Genomic DNA, 19836 nt, shown 5'->3' with positions numbered 1-19836 from the left:
GAGCCTGATATCAGCCCTTGACCGCGCCCATGGTCAGCCCCCGCGACAGATGCTTCTGGATCAGCACGACCAGGAGCATGATCGGAACGAAGGCGAGGAAGGCGACCAGCGCGATCGCGTTGTAGATGATGCCGTCCGAACCGCCGGTGAAGTTGGCCAGCGCGACCGACAGCGTGTAGGCGTTCTTGGTAGAGGCAATGAGCAAGGTAAACAGGAACTCGTTGACCGCGAAGATGACGGCGATGACGGCGGCGGTGATGACGCCCGGCAGGCACATCGGCACGATGATCGACACCAGGATGCGCAGGTCCGAGGCGCCGTCGGTGCGGGCCGCGTCCTCGATCTCATGCGGTATGTCGAGCATGTAGGAGCGGATGATCCAGGTCACCAGCGACAGGTTGATCGCCGCATAGATCAGCATCAGCGCCCAGACCGTATCGAGCAGGCCCATATTGCGGAACAGGAAGAAGATCGGGATGGCGACGATGGCCGGCGCCATCATGCGCGTCGACAGGATGTAGAAACCGATGTCCTCGCGGAACCGGTAGGTATAGCGGGCCAGCGAATAGGCGGCCGGGATCGCCAGCAAGAGATCGATGATGACGCTGCCGACAACGGCGACAACCGAATTGCGCAGATAGTTGCCCATCGGCCAGTCGGTCCAGATCATGTTCCAGGCATCGAGGGAAAAGGTCGGCCAGTAGATCGGCTCGGCGGCAATGATCTCGGTGCGGGGCCGCAAACCGATGGACAGGAACCACAGAATCGGCGCCAGGCAGAACACGGCCCATGCGAACAGCACGAGGTAGCGCAGGAACAGGCTCTCCGACGATTTGCTTTTGCTGGCCATCTTCTATTCCCGTCCCGAGCGGAAGAAGCGTTTCACGAACAGCTGCGCAACCGTGACCGTTATCGCCAGCATGACCACGGAAATGGCCGAGGCGTAGCCGAAATTGAAGGTCTTGAAGCCGATGCGGTAGATGAAATAGCTGATCGTCTCGGTGGCGCCGCCGGGTGTTCCGCCAGTGATGATGAAGACCGAAGCGAACATGGTGATGATGTCGATGCCGCGCAGGATGAGCGCAACGGCGACGATCGGCATCATCAGCGGCAGCGAGATGTTCCAGAAGATCTGCCGCCATTTGGCACCGTCCAGCCTTGCTGCCTCTTCCATTTCCGCATCCTGGCCCTGCAATGCGGCGACGAAGATGATGAACAAGAACGGGGTCCACTGCCAGACATCGGCAACGATCAGAGTAAGCCGCGCAAGCCAGATGGAGCCGAGAAAATCCAGATTGCCGTCGATCAGTCCCAACCGCATCAGGAGATCGCTGACGATCCGCCCATCGTTGAAGGCGAGCTTCCAGATGAAGGCCACCGCCGACGGCATGAACAGCATCGGCATCAGAAACAGAATGCGCCACGATCGCACCCATGGATCGCGATAGGCGAAAGCGGCGATGCTGATGGCGATGACGCATTCGAGGCTTAGCGCGATTGCGCCCATCAGGAAGGTGTTCCAAAGCGCCTGCCAGAATTCATTGTCCGATAGAAGCTTGGTGTAGTTATCGAACCCGGCGAAAGACCAGTTGTTGAAGCGGACGAAGAAAAAACTCTGATACATGGCGTAGACGCCGGGATAGAGCGTGATCCCCAGCAGGAAGATCATCGCCGGCGCGACCAGAAGGTAGGGGAACGCCTTGCGGCGCAACCGGCTCCGGGGCCGGGGCCTGACGCCGGGACGGGCGGCCGAAGCCGCCCATCCTGTATTGTCGTGGACCATGGAGTCCTGCATTACGTGTAGTCTCCCTGGACCTGTCGGCAAGTCAGCATCGTTCGACCGTCAAACCGGTGGGGTCTTGCCCTTGCCGGCCCAGGTCGCGGGCGCCACCGCAGCATACTTGAACGGCTCCTTGTCTGAGAAGAAGCCATTCTTGGTCATGATCTCCTTCCAGGCCTTGGCGCCGGCGTCGAGAGCTTCCTTCGGGGTCGCCTGACCGACGATCGCCTTGTTGATCTCGTTGCCAAGCGCCTGCTCCATCTCGAACATGCCGGGGATGCGCGGCGCGCACCAGGCATAGTCGAGTGAATCAGCCCAGACCGCCGCAGGCTGCGATACCGAGCGCAGCTTTTCGTTCTTCAGCACCGATTTGTAACCCGGCGCGACACCGTTGGCGTTGGCTTCGTTCATCGCCATGATCGATGCCGAGGTCAGGAAGGCCAGCATCAGGAAGGCGCCTTCCGCGTTTTGCGATGTGGCGGTCACGCAGGAGGTCGATCCGGCGATGTTCGGCGGCGCGAAGCGAGCGCCTTCAATCTGCACGCGTGGCTCGTAGATAGTGAGCACGTCGCCGACGATGCGGCTCTGGTCCGGACGCGTCGCCTGGGTGCCGGAATCCTGCCACGAGATGTTCATGGCAAGCTGGCCGCCAAGCCAGGCAGCGCGGTTCTCGCCCCAGCCCCAGCCGGCCACGCCTTCCGCGGAAGAGGCTTTCAGCGCGAGAATGGTTTCGAGTGCCTTGATGCCGGCGTCGCTGTTGAACACCGGTTCCCAGGAATCGTTGAACAGGTCGACGCCATGCTGCGCGGCGATGTGCTCCCAGGTGTAGGTGGACCAAAAACCGCGAGCGCCCATCATGCCGACGCCGGCCACGCCCTTCTCCACCTTGTTGAGCTCGGCCGACAGACGGATCATCTCGTCATAGGTCGGCACGGTCAGCTTGGTGTCGGCGTCCTTGCCGGTGACCTTCTTCAGCAGCGACGGCCTGACATGCACCATCTGGATGTCGCAGTCGAAGGGAATGCCGTAGAGGCCCTTGTCGCCGAAATAGCCGTAGTTGAGGCGATAGGTGTCATAGAAATCGTCAAGCGGCAGCTTCCACTTCTCGGCATAGTCGTCGAGCTTGGCGAGGAAGCCCGGACCGGCGAAGTCGCCGAGCCAGGGAGAGAAGAACTGCAGCGCGTCGAAGCTGGCATTGCCCGAGATGAATTCGGCCAGCACCTTGTCGTACATGGAATCGTCGGGAATCGGAACGAGTTCGACTTTCATTCCAGAAAGCTGCTCGAAGGGCTTCAAGCCGTCCGCGGCCGACTCCATGTCGGCGGCACCGATCGCGAACTTGACCGTCTTTCCGGCGAATTCGCTGCGCACCTTTTCCCAGTCGACGGTGCGGATCCAGTCCTTGGCCGGATCCCACAGCTCGTCGCCATCGGCGAGCTTGTAGAGGTCACGGTATTCCTTCTTGACGTAGCCGCCGACATTGATCTTGGCGAGAATGTCTGCGGGGTTGGCCGCTTCCTGCGCGAAGCTGCGCCGGACGTTGAACAGCGAGACCCCGCTGACCGCGACAGCCGACGCGCCGACAGCCGCCGTCGACATCAAAAACGACCGACGCGACACATCCTTCCTAGTTCCAATAGGCATTGCAAATCCTCCCAAATGCCCGCTCAGAGATATCATGCACCGTTTGCGGGACGACGACGATGCCAGGTTCGAAAAACGGACCGATCCAGGCCCGCGCCGACTATCCAATCACGGCGCATCCTGTCCGGCCGGCAAGCAATCCGGACGGCGACGCCTGTTGAATTTCCAGAGCGGTACAACGGCTATGAGCCATGTGATCGGGCCTCCCAACTCCCCGATTTTCAGCAGGAGCAAACTTGCCCCCAACATGAACATCGTTACTTTCGCAAAGTCAAATGTTCATATCAGCGCGACCTTGTCAATACGGTCCCGGTGACTTCTGCTCATGCTGGCTACGAACGCGTCCGGTGGAAAATGGACGCGCTGATCGGAACACCGAATTCGATGCTCGGGCGTTCTCGCAGGCGGGACAAGCATGCGTGGTTCTAATGATAAAAGTCGCCATGCCGTCGCTGTTTTAGACAGCGAAGCTGGCGAAGAGCCAACCGATCATAGGAAGCGCGCGCGCCGCAGCCGGCGAGGGATCGCATCCCGCCGTCAGCGGCGTGTTGCTGCGCATCGGCGAAGGCGAAGCGCTCGGGCTGGTCGGCGAGTCGGGGTCGGGAAAAAGCTCGGTGGCGCTCGCCATCCTGCGCTATCTGCCGAAGAATGCCCGCATCGCGGCGTCAGCGCTTGGATTTCAAGGCCGGGAAATCCGCGATCTCTCGGCCGAGCAACTGCGCCAGCTCAGGGGAAACCATATCGCCGCCGTCTACCAGCATCCGGGCGCGGCGCTCAATCCAAGCACTCGTGGTGTCATGTCTAGACCGTCACAACAACCTTCGCTGCCCGCCTGCGCTCCAATCTGTGACCGGATCCTGCCCAGGACCAGTCAGGTGTTCGGTCCGGCGTGATACCGGGCCCGCAATGTCGGCCTTTAGGCAAGGGCAAAGCTCACCTCAAAGGCCGACATCAGGCGCAAAGCTGCCGTTCGTGTCGTGGAAACCTGGCGTTTCCAAATGTAGGGAACACGGTAACGCTTTAGCGGTTCGAACCCTTCGACACCCCAATATCGCCTCAGGCGACTCTGAGATCGCGAGGAAAATCGCTCGGGGTTAGTTTTGGTTGGAAAGAGGGGTTCGAGTCCACATTGTGGACCATCTCAAAATAATGCCGCAAAATCAATTACTTAAGTTGGTCTTTTGGTGGTGCTGGCAGTCGCTAGCGAACCAGTCTCCGACTGATTTTCCCTGTTACGCGCCGAAAACAGCGAATTTTCGGAGATTTTGGGCGCCCGAGCCAAAATTGACCTTAAATCCCGCAGCGGTTTCAACCTCTTGAGAGAAAATTCCCTATTCGGCCTAACAGGGAAGCGAAAGCACACTAACAGGGAAGCGACTCGGATCTCGAGGGCTGCAAATGAGCACCCGTTTGCTTGACTTTGAGCTGCGTTGCGACAGGGTAGCGTCACCCCGCCAAATCTCACAAAACCCGGATGCAGCACACCTTCACCCGGCACGAATTGTATGACCTCGTTTGCCGTTCAGGCAGGCGACTGCCTCATCATCAAGCAGGAGATCGTGGGCATCTTGGGCGCTGGCCGGACCGGGTCGCAGTTCCCTGCTGGCAGATCACCGACCGGTGTGGCACCGGGGCAATGGCGCCGTGAGCGACGGGCTGCCGGTCGAATTGATCCGCGCCTAGCTAATGCAGAGGGGTTGGGCTTACGTCGGATCTGAAGGCCATAGCTGGCAGTTGCCAGTTCCTACGCTAACAACGGCTCGAGCGCATGCAGGAGCGCCGCTTCCTGGTCAGACGAAAGCTTCGAAAGTGGCCTGCGGACATTGCCGGTTCCATACCCACGCAACTGTGCCGCCCTTACGACGGACGGCGTGTAAGGTGCCCGCCAAATGAAAAGCAATGACGGCAAAATTCGTTGCCAGAGCGTGAAGGCTTGATCATAATCTCTTGCCATCACCAAGTCGTACAACTGGACAGCCTCGCTCGGCATGTAGTTTGCTGCCCCCCAGATAACGCCTCGCGCGCCGGCCATGAGAGCATAAATTGTCGTCGTATCACACCCGTTCAAAACCGCGCCTTTGGTCTGAAGGTATTCCTGGTGCACGGTGAGATCGCCAGCGCTGTCCTTGATATAATTGAAATTCCTCAACTGGCTCAGACGCTCGAACAGCCGGGGTGAAACGGAAATGCCCGTGGCCTGCGGAATGTTATAGCCGACGATATCTACGCCGACCGCGTCATCGATTGCCTTGTAGAAATCAAAGATTCCGTTTTCGTCACCCGGCCCTTCGAAGTACGGAGGTAGGATCATCAGTGCGTCGGCACCGATAGCTTCCGCATGACGCGACCTTCTGATAATCTCGTCCATATTGAGGGCCGACGTCTGGCAGATGACGTTGCAGCGGCCAGCTATGCGCTTCGCGCCGACTTCATAGAGCTGGTTGCATTCGGCTTCGGTGAGATAGGGGTGTTGCCCCGTGCCGGCACCCAAAACCAGCCCGTGAACACCTGCGGCGACATACTTCTCGATCAGTTCCTCGAAAACCGAATAGTTGATCGCACCATTCTCGTCGAACGGTGTCTGCATTGCCAGATTTATGCCCTTTAGGTCTGCCATGATCTCTCTCATTGTATCTAGACTTCAGCGCCGGCCTGTCGAAAACGGACGGCGGTTATCATGCGAACGCCCATCGCTGTGACAGGCCTGGGATACGGCTTGCTGGGACGTGCGCGCGTCTTCAGGATGTCGACCACCGGCGATGATCGCCCTGACGCCAGATCGGCTACGGCCTTACCGAAGGCTGCACCGCGCGCGACGCCAGTTCCGTTGCAGAATGCGGCGCCGTAGACCTTCTCCGCCAACTCGCCGAAGACCATTCCGCCATTTTGCGCGAGTGTAAGAAGGCCGCCCCAGCTGGCCTCGAAGCCGATCGACGAAAGCTCCGGCCACCGCCGATCGAACGCGATTTGCTGCTGCACCCGAGCCCTCATCACGTCCTGCGTAGTGGTCTTGAAGTCAGTCGCATAGGAATAGACGTTGCGAAGGAAAAGCCGGTTGTCGATTGTGCGACGAACCGTTGTGCCGAAGCTGTTGGCTGGGATAAGCCCGTAGGCTCTTTTGTCTCCCACCCGCGAAAGCTCGCGCTCCGTGAGCTGTCGTGTCATGCTCGCAAATGTGTATAGCGGTATGGCGCGGTTATCGAAGAAGCCAAATTTCGTCAGATAGCCTGACGCGCAGATGATGACCTTCGAAGCCCTGATTGTTCCTGCGGGCGTCTCGCAGATGTGCTTCGGCACGCCGAACTGCACCGCCACGATGGGGGTGTTTTCGTGAACGGTGACGTTCGCGGGCAGGCTTCGCGTTGCGTTCTTCAGATACTTCGCAGGCTGGACCAAGACGGTGCCGGGATGATGCAAGGCTTTGATGTAGTGCTTGCTGCCGGTGATCGCCTGGATTTCCGGGGTCTCGACCCAGCTGTAATTCTGGCCAAGCTTATCCAGCGCCTGCGAAAAGCGGTGGAGGTCCTCCACACCGTGAGCGGTCGCGGCGCTGTGGTATTTTCCCTGCGCGTCCCAGTCGCAATCGACCCCATGCTCCTCGACGGCGCTTCGGATGTAGGCGATGCCGTCCAGGTTAACGAACAGCTCTTCCTTGTTCCCCTTGATGTCTTCGACGAAATCGCGCTTCCGAGGATTGTGGGCTAGATCGATGACGAAACCCATGCACCGTCCGGATGCATTGTTTCCAATGCGGCCGGCGTCTACCAGGACAACCGAAGACTGCGGGTTGAGCTCGGCAAATCGGCGCGCCGCGTGCAGCCCCATCCAGCCGCCCCCAATCACGAGGCAGTCACATGCAACGTCGCCTTCTAGCGGCACCAGCGCCAACTCCGGCCCTGCCGTAGTGTACCAGCCCGACATAGTCGGTTCGGGATGGGGCGGCTGAACGACTTTGCGCTCTTTGGTCACTGTTTGGTTGAACGAATTCACTGCCAACTCGCTGAGTTCAGGCGGCCGGTGACGAAGGGCTTGGCTACGGTCCGTGGTCGCTTTGGTTTCCTGTTTGAATAGACCGGTTGGCGGGCATCTCGTAGACGGAAAATATAGCGTCTGATATAGACCTGCTTCATGTCAAAGCTTCGTAGCCTGGTACCCTCGACGCATTCGCTCTTTGTCTTCGAAGCGGCTGCCCGGACCCTGAGTTTCAAAAACGCAGCGAGCGAACTCAACGTGACGCAACCCAGCGTCTCGCACTCAATCAAGTCGTTCGAAAAGCATTGCGGGACCGCACTCTTTGCCCGTGACAATCGAGGAGTGCAGCTGACGGAGGCTGGCAGGCAGCTCTACGATGAGGTGCGCACGAGTTTCCGCCGTCTGGAACAGCGGCTTGAGACTATCTCCGACCGCGGAACGAAATACATCACTTTTGCTGCGTCGACATCCCTCGCCGCACATTGGCTTGCGCCTCAACTCTATCATTTCCAGGAAGAGCATCCAGACGTCATGATCAAGGTTGTCGCCACCGATCGGGATATCGAGCCCGATCACGAAGTGGACGTTACCGTATGGGTGCGGCCACGGGATTTTGACAGGACGAACAGTTGGATTGTATGCGACGAGATCATTTTTCCCGTCTGCTCGCCCGCATATCTTCTGGCGCACGCCGCTCCAACGAGCGTCGATGAGTTGGTTCGACACCAGCTCATTCATTCGTCCGACGCCTTTCGCAAGCGAATGGGCTGGCCGGAATGGGTCGCGCTTGCAGGCGGAGATGCCAGCGAGACGAAGCCGAACATTGTATTCAATGACTATCAGCTGACGCTGCAAGCAGCTCTTGCAGGCGAAGGAATCGCATTGGGATGGTCCCTGACCGCCCAACATCTGCTCCACAACCGCCAGCTGGTTCGGCCCATTGCGACTGAGATCAAGACCGACCGCGCCTTCTTCCTCTTGTCAAATGAAGATGCCGGCAAAAACAAGAAGTGCAAGGTTCTTGTGGATTGGTTCCTCGCTCAGTCGAAGGAATTGCGCCCTTAGACAGCTACCGGCGCCCCTGCCTCGGTTCCCGCACCCACCCCCGCCGCTTCGCCTTTCGGGCGGTCCTTACCAGGTCACCGGTACTTGCGCCGTCGACCCAGGTATAAACTGAATTTAACACCAGCGAAACCTTTTGCGAGTCCTCAGGGCGTTCGCCAGACCCTATCATCAAAGTCAATGAGCAGGGCCGCGCTCCGTACGCGGACCGAAGAAGGCTCTTTTGACGGCGACCTTTGCGCCCTCTGGGAAAACGCGATGATGGACACCGATACTCCCGCAATCCGGCGTCGCGGAGGACGCGCGTCGGTCGTAGCCGCCCGGGAAGCAGAGAAGAGGCCTCGCGTCTCGACCATCAAGTACGGCATTCGGCCTGTGGAGGCCGTCACGGGCGAGCAGCTTGAGCGCATTCACCAGGCTTCGTTGGCGATCTTGCGCGAGATCGGAATCGAATTCCGGGATGAAACAGCAATCCGGCAATGGAAGGAGGCTGGCGCCGACGTCCAAGGCCAACGTGTGCGCCTCGATGGCGAGATGCTGATGCATCTCATCTCGAAGGCGCCATCCCGCTTTGAGATGACCTCTCGCGATCCGTCACAGCGTTTCGAGATCGCGCCCGACACAATGACCTTCAGCGCCATGCAAGGCGCGCCAAACGTCCGGGATCTTCAGGGTGTGCGGCGCGCATCCACGATCGAGGACCTGCGGGACATGAACCGGCTGACCCAGATGCTGCCGGGGTTCCATATCGCCGGCGGGTTCACCTGTGAGCCGACCGACATCGCTGTTCCATGGCGCCATCTGCACATCAACCATTCGAGCCTGGTGGAAACGAACATGCCCTTCTTCGGTCTGACGACCGGGAAGCAGCGAGCCGACGACTCGATCGCCATGGGGCAGATCGTCCACGGCAAGGCCTTTATGGATCAGAACGCGGTGATGCTCGGTCACGTATCGGGAAACTCGCCGCTGGTGTGGGATTCGACCATGCTTGAAGGGCTCCGCGCTTTCGTCGAGGCGAACCAGGTCGTCCTGCTGTCGCCTTTTGTGCTCGGCGCCGCCAACACTCCCGCCGACGTCCCGGCTACCATCGCCCAGTTGAACGCTGAGGCGCTCGCAGCGCTCGCCTACACCCAGTTGGTCAGGCCCGGCGCCAAAATGATCTATGGGCAATATTCAGTTTCGGTGTCGATGCGCAGCGGCGCTCCGATGTCCGGCATGCCCGAAGTCACTTTGATCAACGCCGTTATCGGCCAACTGGCAAGGCGGTATGGCTTGCCGTGGCGGACGACTGCATCCCAGTCGTCCGCCAAGACCTTTGATGCTCAGTCCGGGTACGAGTCGGCAATCGCTTACATGTCGGGGGCGAGCGCAGGCGCGAACCTGATGATGCATGCGGGCGGCTGGGATGAGGCCGGCCTCGTATGCTGCATGGCGAAGTTTGTCGCCGATGCCGAACAGAATTTGCTGATTGAAAAATACGCGCGGGGAATTTCGTTCGAGCATTTCGACGACGCTCTCGAGGCAGTGCGGCGCATCGGCCCCGGCGGCCACTATCTCGGAGATTCCTTCACGCTCAAGCGCTTCAAGGACGCATTCTTCGCGCCGGAGATCCTCGATTACCTCAGCTATGAGCAGTGGAAGGTCAAAGGCTCCAAGGATATGGCGCAGCGCTGCCGTGAGAAAGCGACATCGATCATCGCGAGTTACGAGCAGCCGCAGATGGATCCATCCGTGCGCGAGGAACTCGATGCATTCGTGGCGCATCGCCAGGAGGAAATCTCGCCAAGCCTCGCCTAGGCATCCGCCAAGAACCCACGCGATCAATATCCGGGAAACACTAACAAGGGAGAAGAAAATGGGACTGTTCAGAAGCAATGGGAATCAAGTTCCGGCTGCCATCGAAAAGATGGCGAGCGACGTCAAAGCCGGACAAATGGACCGGCGCGAGTTTCTCGCGCTTGCAAGCACGTTCGGCGCCTCGGCTGCGATGGCCTACGGCCTGATTGGCGTGGCATTGCCGCAGCCCGCACGCGCGGCCGAGCCGAAGAAGGGCGGGACTCTGCGCGTGTCCATGCCCGTCAAGGCGCAGAAAGACCCACGTACCTATGACTGGGTTGAGCTTGCCAACATTTCTCGCTGCTGGCTCGAACCGCTGGTTCGCTACACCCATGAATTCACATTCGAACCGGTCCTGCTGGAAAGCTGGGAGGTCAATGACGATGCCACCGAATATGTCTTCCATGTCCGGAAGGGCGTGACCTGGAACAATGGCGACGCGTTCGACGCCGATGACGTAGTCCTCAACATCACCCGCTGGTGCGAGAAGGGCGTCTCCGGCAATTCGATGGCCGCGCGCGTCGGGGGACTGATCGATACCAAGACCGGCAAGGCAAGAGATGGAGCGATCGTCAAGGTCGATGACCATACCGTCAAGCTCAAGCTGAGCGACCCGGACATCGCTATCATCGCGAATTTCACCGACTACCCTGGACTGATCGTCCATCGCAGTTTCGATGCCGGCGGCGCTGATCCGGCCGCAAAGGCGATCGGAACGGGCGCCTTCGAACTGGTATCCTACGCGGTCGGCAGCAAGGCTGAAGTCAAACGCCGGGAGAATGGCAAATGGTGGGGCGGCGAAGCTCTGCTGGATGGAGTGCAATTCATCGATTATGGCACCGACTTCCAGGCAACGGTGGCTGCCTTCGACTCCGGTGAGATCGATGTGAACATGGAGACACCGGCGGACTTCATCGACATCCTGGACAAGATGGACGTGGACAAATCGGAGGTCGCCACCGCAACGACACTGGTGTGCCGCACCAACACGGCCAACAAACCCTATGACGACAAGAAGGTCCGCAATGCGCTGCAGATGGCGGTAGACAACATAACCATCCTTCAACTCGGCTATGCAGGGCGCGGAACGGTCGGCGAAAACCACCACGTCGCCCCAATCCATCCGGAATATTTTGCATTGCCTAAGAAGAGCCGGGACGTCGATGGCGCGAAGAAACTCATTGCTGAATCCGGTCATGCCGAGTTCGAGCATGAACTGATTTCGATCGATGAGGACTGGCAGAAGAATACCGGTGACGCCATTGCGGCGCAGCTTCGAGAGGCCGGCATCAAGGTTAAGCGCACGGTGCTTCCGGGTTCGACTTTCTGGAACGACTGGGCGAAGTATCCCTATTCGCTGACCGTCTGGTACATGCGGCCGCTCGGGGTTCAGGTCCTGGCGCTGGCTTATCGCACTGGCGAGGCTTGGAATGAGACTGCTTACGCAAACGCCGACTTCGATGCCAAGCTCAAAAAGGCGTTCTCGGTCAGCGACGCCGCCAAGCGGAAGGAACTGATGAAGGACATCGAAGATGTGCTTCAGGATTCTGGGGTCATCATACAGCCGTTCTGGCAAAGCCTCTTTGGTCACATGAACAAAAAAGTTCAGAACTATGCAATCCACCAGACTTTCCAGATGGATTTGCAGAAAGTCTGGCTGGCAGCCTAGCAGACTCCCGAGGCTCCAACCGGAAGCCTGGTCGGTGCCCCATCGAGCATGGGGTACCGACCTCCTTTGAACTATGCGTGAGGCGACCCGACATGGCCGACGACGAGATCATCCTTTCCGAGCTTTCCGACGACGAGTTGGTGCAGCAGATGCACGACGACCTCTATGACGGGTTGAAGGAAGAGATCGAGGAAGGCACCAACATCCTGCTCGAGCGCGGCTGGGTGCCTTACAAGGTGCTGACGGAGGCGCTGGTCGAAGGCATGCGCATCGTCGGCGAGGATTTTCGCGACGGCATCCTGTTCGTTCCCGAAGTGCTGTTGTCCGCCAATGCGATGAAGGCCGGCATGTTCATCCTGCGGCCGCTGCTCGCCGCCACCGGCGCGCCGAAGCAGGGCAAGATGGTGATCGGCACGGTCAAGGGCGACATCCACGACATCGGCAAGAACCTCGTCGGCATGATGCTGGAGGGCGCCGGCTTCGACGTCATCGATCTCGGCATCAACAATGCGGTCGAAAAATACCTCGACGCCATCGAACAGCACCAGCCCGACATCATCGGCATGTCGGCGCTTTTGACCACGACTATGCCCTACATGAAGGTCGTCATCGATACGATGAAGGAAAAGGGCATTCGCGACGATTACGTCGCTGGTCGGTGGCGCACCGCTCAACGAGGAATTCGGCAAGGCCGTCGGCGCCGACGCCTATTGCCGCGATGCGGCCGTGGCCGTCGAAACCGCCAAGGACTTCATGAAGCGCAAGCACAACGTCCGCAACTGAGGCCCTTTCTAACGATACCCGAGTCCCGCAGAACAAAGGCACAGGTATTCTTTGCCGATCCCACGAGACTTCTCCGACATGTCCTCGTTTTCAATCATCAGTCCCAAAATTGATCCTACCAGGAGCCAGGTCGCGCTAAGGCCGGATGGGAGCATCGACGACAATGATCGCGTCGAAATAGGACCGACGGACATCGCGTTTGCTGAGTGGCTGCATTGAACGCGGGCAATACGGCTCGTTAGCCTCGGATTTGCAGTCCTGAGCTGCAACCACACACGGTTGGTGGCCTAGCCCGAAATCGCTGACCTGAATTTGGTAGGCGGCTGGCCATAGGTCTCACGGAAGAGCCGCGAGAAATGCGATGCGTTCTCAAACCCGACCTCGACGGCGATCTCGATCATTGGAGCACGGGTCTGCATCAGGAGGTGCTTCGCCCGCTCCAGACGCACCCTTGTGTAAACAACAGCCGGAGAACTCTTTGTCTTCTCCATGAAGAGGCGCTCGAGTTGCCTTCGGGACAGTCCAACCAAGGCAGCCACCTTGGGAATGGAGATCGTATTCTCGATATGGTTCTCCATGATGATGAGCGCCGCCTTGAGCCGAGGATCCTGGCATTCAATGAAGGTCGGGCTGTGCGGCTGGATGTCGGACGGCGCGCGCGCCCTCTCGATCTGCAACACTTCGAGGGCGTTTCTCTCTGCCTCTCTACCGATATGACGTCTAACGATTGACGCCGCCATGTCCGCTGCGCTGCTGCCCCCGGCACATGATCCCCTGGCGCGATCAAGATTGAAAAGACGGTCCGACCTGACCTCGTGATCCGGGAAGCGTTCGCGGAAAGCGTGATAGTGGAGCCAGCTTACACAGGTTCGGTGGAACTTCATTAAGCCGGCTCGGCCAGGATGAACGTCCCCGTACAGACCCCGATCAGTGGAACTTTGGCGGCGGCGGCTCTTTTGAGGTAGCTGACCGTCTCGCTATCGACTGGAAATTCACTGTTCAGCAGCCCGCCCACGACCACAATATAGTTGAAMTCGGCCGGGTCCACGAAATCCGATGTCGGTGCGACCTGGACGCCGCAACTGGAGGTGATCAGATTACGGGTGCTCGCTAGAAGCTGCCAATCCGCGAAAATCCTACCGGATTTGTCGGCCTCATCGCTCGCCAATCTGAGCGTGTCAACGAACAGCGCGAACGCGGAAAGAGTAAAGGAACGAGCCAGTACAAAGCCAATCTTCAATCGGCCGACCCCAAGCGCTTCTGGTGCTGATTTCATGACCGGCTGCATATGTATCATTGGCTAACAGCGCCATCGCGCCATTCGAAGCGAAGGCATCTTTCTTGCTGGCAGGGTCTGCCCGACACTGGACCGGGAGGCTCCGCAGTCTCTTCCGATCAACCATAGGATGCCATCGGGGAGCCAAAACATGATTCCTCCGGAACAACTCCCAAGCCTGGCCCGTTCGGAAGCCTGATATGTCCATCTTCGACGGACACACCGTTCTTCTCGTCATAATGGCCTTCGATGTATGGTGCCGCTATCCAGACGCCCTCGTTCAGGCGCGGACTGACGGTCGCACCGATTTGAACACAGGCGGCGGCGAGGATGTCACCGCCCCACGCATCGTCGCAGGTGTGCGGCATTGATCGTGCCTCGCAAATATCACGTACCGTCGCCATTGCATGCAGGCCCCCAATGCGGGTCACCTTCATCCCGAAGCCGTCACACACTCCCTCTCCAATCGCACGGATTACAGTGGAAAGGTCCTCTGTGTTTTCGTCGAGATACACAGCGTGGTGTAGTTGATTCCGGATGGCCTTGATCTCTTCGAACGTGTTGCAAGGCTGTTCCAGCACGAACGGAACATCGAGGCATTCGCGACTGAGCCGAAGCGTGTCACGCGTCGTCAGCGATCGATTGGCATCGGCCGCGAGCCGGGCGCGTCCCCCCACGCGCTCCCAGACCTTGCGCACGACAGCGACGTCGATCTCGACCGGTCTACCGCCGATCTTCATCTGGAGGCGCGGATAGCCCTCCGCGACACGCTCGGCCGCAATACGGGCAACCTCATCGGGCTCGCCTATGCCCAACGCGTAATATGAAGGAACCCGTTCGGTCACGGCGCCGCCAAGAAGGTCGGCGACGCGCATGCCGAACTGTTTACCCACAATGTCGTATGCCGCCATATCCACGGCGGCCTTCGCGTATCGGTGTCCGTTAAGGAGGCTGTCCATCCTGCGTCTTAGGACTACTGGCTGAAGAGGGTCTGCGCCAATCAGTCCCTGGGCCATCTCATCCAGTGCAGCGCGTGCACCTTTTGCATGATGGGGCTGATAGGTTGGGCCTACGGGGCAGGTTTCGCCCCAACCGACGAGGCCATTGTCGGTCACGATCTTAACGATCGTCGTATCGAGCGCATACACCTTGACGCCGCCCATTGTGTAGGGGCCGTTCTTGACCGGCAGATCATGCGCGAAGACGTGAACTTCCTTGATTTTCATGTTCGTTCCAATGTGAAGGTGTTTTTTCGCGAAGCAGAGCGTGCGAACGTCGAGTTAAGCGATCGGCCCAAGGCGGTCAGTGATTGGGGTATTGCTATTCCTCACGCGCTCTCCACTCTTTCCAACGGAAATAGAGGTTCGCGCCGATCTCGGCGAAAGGCGACGGCACGAGCTTCGGTGGTTCTGGTTCGGCCATGAAATGCGCGGCGATTTCCGAGGACCGGTTGAACAACAAGTCGGCGGCGGCGATCCCGGTTAGCGTACTGCGCACCGTTCCCAGGCCGTTGTCGCAGCAGGCCGAGAAAAGACCCGGCTCCAGTTCGCGCATCACAGAGACGCCGTTCCAGGTCAGGCACAGGTGCCCGGCCCAACTGTATTCCATTGGAACATCGGCGATGGCAGGAAAGCGGTCGGCGAATTTTCGCCGATGGACTTTTGCCGCGCGGGCGACCGCTGACTTTGATGGCACCATCCCAGGCAGATAGCTGGCGCAGGTCCGGGTGACGATACGGTTTCCGCCCTGTGCGGTGTCGATGCGCCTCATCGTCGTACCCATCGGATCGGAAGGAGTAACGCCCCAACGAGGCTGCCCTCCCAACCTGGAGAGGACCTCAGCGTCGAGTTCGGCAGTCATTGAGGCGTAGAGGAAAACGTGCATGAGGCGCTTGCGGGCGAAGCCGAAGCTCTCAAGATGCCCGTTGTTGGCAAGAATGACCTTCGCCGCGGTGACATGGCCATTGGGCGTTGTAAGCATCCAATCTTGGTTCACTCTCGCGAGCTTCGAGACTGGCGATCTCTCGAACACGAACACGCCGTCTCGTCGAAGGCCTGTACCAAGCGACCGGATATAGCCCGCCGGCTGGATCATCACTGTTCCGGGTGTGTGAAGGCCAGACGTGTAGTGGCGGCTTCCCGTTACCTCCTGCATCGCCTTGGCGTCCAGCGTCTCGCTGACTTCGCCCAATTGAGTGAGGTGTTGGGCGTAGCTTTCGTTGAGGTTGCGTGCGGTCTCGCTGACTGCTCCGTTGATCTTGCCCGCTGGGTCGAAGTAGGCGGGGTCGATTCCGTATTCTTCGACGCGCTCCTTGGCGAAAGAAATGGCCGCGCGATTCAGCGCGATCATTTTCTTGTCCTCCTCGACACCCTTTCCGGCATAATCATCGGACTGCAAATCATGAGGCAGGTCGATCATGAAGCCTGAGTTGCGGCCAGAAGCGCCTTCCGCGAGGCCGCTGGCCTCAAGAACTGCGATACGAAGGCTCGAGTCTTGCTGGCGCAGGCGTTTGGCGGCTGAAAGACCAGCAAAGCCGCCGCCCACTATGGCGACATCGACACGCAGAGCGCCTTCAAGGGGCGCGGAACAGGGTTGGGCCGGGAGGATGGCGTTCCAGGCTGCCGGCCCCTGTTGGACCGGCAGCCTTTCAGCCTTGTGGATGGTCACGCGACAGCCTCGTCTGCGTCATCGGTGAGATCAAGCCAGATGGTCTTGATTCTGGTGTACTGGTCGTGGGCGTGGATGCCGTTGTCGCGGCCGCCGAAGCCGGAAGACTTGAAGCCTCCGAAAGGCGTTGTGATGTCTCCCTCGCCGAAGCTGTTGACTGTCACGGTACCCGCCCGGATCGCTCTTGCTCCCCTTATGGCTCGTTTCGCGTTCGCTGTGTAGATCGACGCACACAATCCGTACTCTGTGTCGTTCGCGAGCGTAATGGCTTCATCGAAGCTCTCGACAGTCAGCACCGTCAGGATCGGTCCGAAGATTTCTTCCCGCACGACCTTCGCGTCGCGGTCGCTGACGTCCAGGATCGTGGGTTCCACGAACCCACCCTTGGCCTTTCCGCCGAGAAGCACCTTCTGCCCCTTCTCGAGATAGGAGCAGACTTTTTCGAAGTGCGCCTTGGAAACCAGCGCACCCACCCGGTTCTCGGGATTCAGCGGGTCGCCCATCGGCCACTCCCGGGCATGCGCGATCACCCGCTTGAGCAGTTCGTCCTTAATGCCGCGTTGAACGATGAGCCGCGACGAGGCAGAGCAGTTTTGCCCCATGTTCCAGAACGCGCCGTTGACGATGTGGGCGGCAACGCGGTCGATATTCTCCGCGTCGTCCAGCACGACGGCCGGGTTCTTCCCGCCCATCTCAAGCGTCACTTCCTTGAGGTTCGAGTCCGCCGAATAGCGCGGAAAGCGCCTTCCAGTCTCCGTGGAGCCCGTGAACGACACCATATCCACATCCATGTGTCGCCCAAGCGGCTCCCCGACTTCGGAGCCACCTCCCGGCAGCACGTTGAAGACGCCGGAGGGGATGCCCGCCTCCATTGCCAGCTCAGCGACACGCAGCGCAGTCAAGGTCGTTTCCTTGGCCGGCTTGACGATAATCGAGTTGCCCGCGGCGAGGGCCGGTCCGATCTTCCAGGCCAGCATCAGCAGCGGGAAATTCCAGGGCAGGACCAAGCCCACGACACCGACCGGTTCGCGCACGATCATCGCGATGTGGTTGTCGGAGGCAGGCGCCACCTGATCGTAGATCTTGTCGATCAATTCCGCATGCCAGGCAAGGCAATGGATGGTTTCAGGGACATCGACGTTCTCGCAGTCGTAGATCGTCTTGCCACTGTCGAGGCTTTCCAAAACGGCCAGTTCATGGGCGTTGCGCTTCATGAGCTTGGTGAGACGGATGAGCGCATCCTTACGTGCCGACGGATGAAGGCGCGACCACCGGCCGTCCTCGAACGCGTCGCGTGCCTTTTGTACGGCAAAGTCGACGTCCTCGGGACCGCAGGAGKCAACCTTCGCCAGCACCTTGCCCGTGGCCGGGTTGGTCGTTTCGAATGTTTTCCCCGAGATTGCCGGTCTGAAGCTGCCGTCGATGAAAGCCTGTGTCGGAAACTCCAGCTTGGCGGCAATCGCTACATATTCGTCGTGTGTCAGAAGATTGCCCATGCTCATGCCTCCGCTTCAATTTCCGCAATCGTGCGCTTCAGGACCCGCACGACCTGTTCCAGTTGGCGCATATCGTCCTTGTTCAATCCCTTAAGCGGTGGCCGTGGGGGGCCGGCATGGAACCCGCCCATTTCGCAGCCGTGCTTGATGCATTGAATGAATTTCCCACCCTGCTCCAGCACGCGCATCAGAGGCATTAGGGCGGACATGATCCGACGCCCTTTGGCGAAATTGCCCTCGACCGCGCATGCGCGGTAAAGCGCGAGATGTTCCTTCGGCAGGAAGTTTGAGCCTCCGCAGACCCAGCTGCGCGCTCCCCATGCAAAGAACTCCAGGGCCTGGTCGTCCATTCCGCAGGACATCTGGATGTGCGGGTAGTCGCGGGCGAGCAGATGCACCCGGTTGATGTCGCCGGAGCTCTCCTTGATGGCGCAGAAATTTCGGCTGCGGGCGACGCGGTCGAGGAAATCCTCGCCCATATTGATCCCCATGCGGCCCGGGTAGTTGTAGAGCATGATCGGGAGGTCCGCCGCCCGGTCAATTGCCAAGGCGTTGAGGGCGTTTTCGCGCTCCGTTGGCACCGAATAGGGCGGCGATCCGACGAGTATGGCCGAAGCCCCAATCTTGGCCGCTGTCTCGGCCATGAGGATCGAGTCCTGCAGACGGATGGCGACTGTGCCTATGGTAAGAGATACGCGATCGCCGATGACTTCCTTGGCGAACGTCGCCATTTCGACGCGTTCGTCCATCGACTGCGCGTAATATTCGCCGGTCGACCCGCCGCTGATGATGCCCTGCACACCTGATGCTATCAGGTGCTCCAAAATTTTGGCGAACGCATCGCGATCGATTGAACCGTCCTCACGATGTGGCGTGATGACGGGCGTGTATATCCCTTCGAATTTCATCAAATTCTCCTCAACCAATTCTGTCGGGCACCCGTCCTAGTGGGACGAAAAAACTTGCCGGCGAGACGAAGCTTTCGATCTGAGCGCGAGATAGCTCCCAGTGCGCTATCGATAGCTCCGCACAGCCTTCCGCATCTCCCGCGTCGATAAGCTCAATGAACTGATCGTGCTGTTGAACGGCTGTCGCCCGTTGGGCGGCCAGGTCGGCATTTCGCGGGCTGAAGAACGTCATCCCGATGCGCGTATGATCAATGAGCAATCGCTTCAGGCTGGGCATCAGGAATTCGTTGTCCGCCATCTCGCCCATGATCGAGTGGAAGCGCTCATTGGTCAGGGCGCGTTGCTCGGTATCACCATCCCGGATAGCGGCGCGAAACAGAAGCTGCGTGTCCTTCAGCCGCATGATCTGTGGCGGGGTCGCATTTTGGGCGGCCAGCCGGCCGATTGCCGCATAGATCATCGGCGCCGCGATGAAAAAATTCCTTAGCGTCTTGTGGCTCATCGGGACAACCTGAGCGCCGCGATTCTCGTGAAGGACCACGTAGCCTTCTCCGGCAAGTTGGCGCAGCATTTCGCGTACCGGAGGACGGGACATGCCATACGACTCGGCGATCTCGGTCTCGTCGAGGTAGCTCCCTGGCTCCAGATTCTCCGTCAGAATCCGTCGGCGCAGATCCTCCAAGCAATTGCTTTTGTTTCGTTTAGCGTCACCGGGCATGGATGATCCTCACAAGGGGTTT

General features: G+C 59.3%; 14 protein-coding genes and 2 pseudogenes. 5 read left to right on the top strand and 11 right to left on the bottom strand.

Annotated elements, in window-relative coordinates; all coding sequences use genetic code 11:
• Positions 1 to 10: 10 nt before the first annotated feature.
• The 3 genes from AC1DVW_RS27890 to AC1DVW_RS27880 are packed head-to-tail and all read right to left on the bottom strand — an operon-like array spanning position 11 to position 3379.
• Positions 11 to 850, bottom strand: coding sequence for a carbohydrate ABC transporter permease (locus AC1DVW_RS27890; protein ID WP_477327404.1), 840 nt, complete (start codon positions 848 to 850; stop codon positions 11 to 13).
• 3 nt (positions 851 to 853) lie between these two features.
• Positions 854 to 1795: a carbohydrate ABC transporter permease gene (locus AC1DVW_RS27885; protein WP_477327402.1), complete on the bottom strand. Its 942-nt coding sequence runs from the start codon at positions 1793 to 1795 to the stop codon at positions 854 to 856.
• 48 nt (positions 1796 to 1843) lie between these two features.
• Positions 1844 to 3379, bottom strand: a complete 1536-nt coding sequence (locus AC1DVW_RS27880; RefSeq protein WP_477327400.1) for an ABC transporter substrate-binding protein — start codon at positions 3377 to 3379, stop codon at positions 1844 to 1846.
• 590 nt (positions 3380 to 3969) lie between these two features.
• Here AC1DVW_RS27880 and AC1DVW_RS27875 point away from each other — a divergent pair.
• A complete protein-coding gene (locus AC1DVW_RS27875; protein WP_477327398.1) occupies positions 3970 to 4317 on the top strand; it encodes an ATP-binding cassette domain-containing protein in 348 nt (115 codons plus the stop codon).
• A gap of 851 nt (positions 4318 to 5168) precedes the next feature.
• On the opposite strand, the gene AC1DVW_RS27870 is transcribed toward AC1DVW_RS27875, so the two are convergent.
• Positions 5169 to 6041, bottom strand: a complete 873-nt coding sequence (locus AC1DVW_RS27870) for a dihydrodipicolinate synthase family protein (protein ID WP_477327396.1) — start codon at positions 6039 to 6041, stop codon at positions 5169 to 5171.
• Between the two features lie 17 nt (positions 6042 to 6058).
• Entirely contained in the window at positions 6059 to 7414 is a 1356-nt protein-coding gene (locus AC1DVW_RS27865) for an NAD(P)/FAD-dependent oxidoreductase (RefSeq protein WP_477327394.1), read from the bottom strand.
• 138 nt (positions 7415 to 7552) lie between these two features.
• Here AC1DVW_RS27865 and AC1DVW_RS27860 point away from each other — a divergent pair, with 138 nt between their 5' ends.
• From AC1DVW_RS27860 to AC1DVW_RS27845, 4 genes and pseudogenes are all read left to right on the top strand, one after another.
• Positions 7553 to 8461: a LysR substrate-binding domain-containing protein gene (locus tag AC1DVW_RS27860; protein ID WP_477327392.1), complete on the top strand. Its 909-nt coding sequence runs from the start codon at positions 7553 to 7555 to the stop codon at positions 8459 to 8461.
• A gap of 255 nt (positions 8462 to 8716) precedes the next feature.
• Positions 8717 to 10258, top strand: coding sequence for a trimethylamine methyltransferase family protein (locus AC1DVW_RS27855; RefSeq protein WP_477327390.1), 1542 nt, complete (start codon positions 8717 to 8719; stop codon positions 10256 to 10258).
• Between the two features lie 58 nt (positions 10259 to 10316).
• On the top strand, positions 10317 to 11966 hold the full coding sequence (locus AC1DVW_RS27850) for an ABC transporter substrate-binding protein (protein WP_477327388.1): 1650 nt from the start codon (positions 10317 to 10319) through the stop codon (positions 11964 to 11966).
• A gap of 92 nt (positions 11967 to 12058) precedes the next feature.
• Positions 12059 to 12749: pseudogene (locus AC1DVW_RS27845) on the top strand (corrinoid protein).
• A 287-nt stretch (positions 12750 to 13036) separates the two neighbouring features.
• Here AC1DVW_RS27845 and AC1DVW_RS27840 read toward each other — a convergent pair.
• The 6 genes and pseudogenes from AC1DVW_RS27840 to AC1DVW_RS27815 form a co-directional block, all read right to left on the bottom strand.
• A pseudogene (locus tag AC1DVW_RS27840) lies at positions 13037 to 14025 on the bottom strand (GlxA family transcriptional regulator).
• Positions 14026 to 14144: 119 nt separating this feature from the next.
• The gene (locus AC1DVW_RS27835; protein WP_477327386.1) at positions 14145 to 15251 is read right to left on the bottom strand and encodes a mandelate racemase/muconate lactonizing enzyme family protein; all 1107 of its coding nucleotides are present in this window, start codon (positions 15249 to 15251) and stop codon (positions 14145 to 14147) included.
• A 94-nt stretch (positions 15252 to 15345) separates the two neighbouring features.
• Positions 15346 to 16692, bottom strand: a complete 1347-nt coding sequence (locus AC1DVW_RS27830) for an NAD(P)/FAD-dependent oxidoreductase (protein WP_477327384.1) — start codon at positions 16690 to 16692, stop codon at positions 15346 to 15348.
• The gene (locus AC1DVW_RS27825; protein ID WP_477327382.1) at positions 16689 to 18188 is read right to left on the bottom strand and encodes an aldehyde dehydrogenase; all 1500 of its coding nucleotides are present in this window, start codon (positions 18186 to 18188) and stop codon (positions 16689 to 16691) included. Before AC1DVW_RS27825 ends, AC1DVW_RS27830 begins: the two co-directional genes overlap by 4 nt.
• 2 nt (positions 18189 to 18190) lie before the next feature.
• Positions 18191 to 19096, bottom strand: coding sequence for a dihydrodipicolinate synthase family protein (locus AC1DVW_RS27820; RefSeq protein ID WP_477327380.1), 906 nt, complete (start codon positions 19094 to 19096; stop codon positions 18191 to 18193).
• Positions 19097 to 19106: 10 nt separating this feature from the next.
• Positions 19107 to 19814 carry a GntR family transcriptional regulator gene (locus AC1DVW_RS27815; RefSeq protein WP_477327378.1) on the bottom strand — a complete coding sequence of 236 codons (708 nt, stop codon included), beginning with the start codon at positions 19812 to 19814 and terminating at the stop codon, positions 19107 to 19109.
• Positions 19815 to 19836 lie beyond the last annotated feature (22 nt).

This window comes from Mesorhizobium sp. P3_B5, assembly GCF_056402815.1.
Note: the sequence above shows the minus strand (reverse complement) of the source record. Positions and strands in the feature narration are given on the sequence as shown.

What these genes read in the sequence shown, in the direction of transcription:
- AC1DVW_RS27890 (WP_477327404.1), bottom strand. Translation starts at nt 850, where the DNA reads ATGGCCAGCAAAAGCAAATCGTCGGAGAGCCTGTTCCTGCGCTACCTC.
- AC1DVW_RS27885 (WP_477327402.1), bottom strand. Translation starts at nt 1,795, where the DNA reads ATGCAGGACTCCATGGTCCACGACAATACAGGATGGGCGGCTTCGGCC.
- AC1DVW_RS27880 (WP_477327400.1), bottom strand. Translation starts at nt 3,379, where the DNA reads ATGTCGACGGCGGCTGTCGGCGCGTCGGCTGTCGCGGTCAGCGGGGTC.
- AC1DVW_RS27870 (WP_477327396.1), bottom strand. Translation starts at nt 6,041, where the DNA reads ATGGCAGACCTAAAGGGCATAAATCTGGCAATGCAGACACCGTTCGAC.
- AC1DVW_RS27860 (WP_477327392.1), top strand. Translation starts at nt 7,553, where the DNA reads ATGTCAAAGCTTCGTAGCCTGGTACCCTCGACGCATTCGCTCTTTGTC.
- AC1DVW_RS27855 (WP_477327390.1), top strand. Translation starts at nt 8,717, where the DNA reads ATGATGGACACCGATACTCCCGCAATCCGGCGTCGCGGAGGACGCGCG.
- AC1DVW_RS27850 (WP_477327388.1), top strand. Translation starts at nt 10,317, where the DNA reads ATGGGACTGTTCAGAAGCAATGGGAATCAAGTTCCGGCTGCCATCGAA.
- AC1DVW_RS27835 (WP_477327386.1), bottom strand. Translation starts at nt 15,251, where the DNA reads ATGAAAATCAAGGAAGTTCACGTCTTCGCGCATGATCTGCCGGTCAAG.
- AC1DVW_RS27820 (WP_477327380.1), bottom strand. Translation starts at nt 19,096, where the DNA reads ATGAAATTCGAAGGGATATACACGCCCGTCATCACGCCACATCGTGAG.
- AC1DVW_RS27815 (WP_477327378.1), bottom strand. Translation starts at nt 19,814, where the DNA reads ATGCCCGGTGACGCTAAACGAAACAAAAGCAATTGCTTGGAGGATCTG.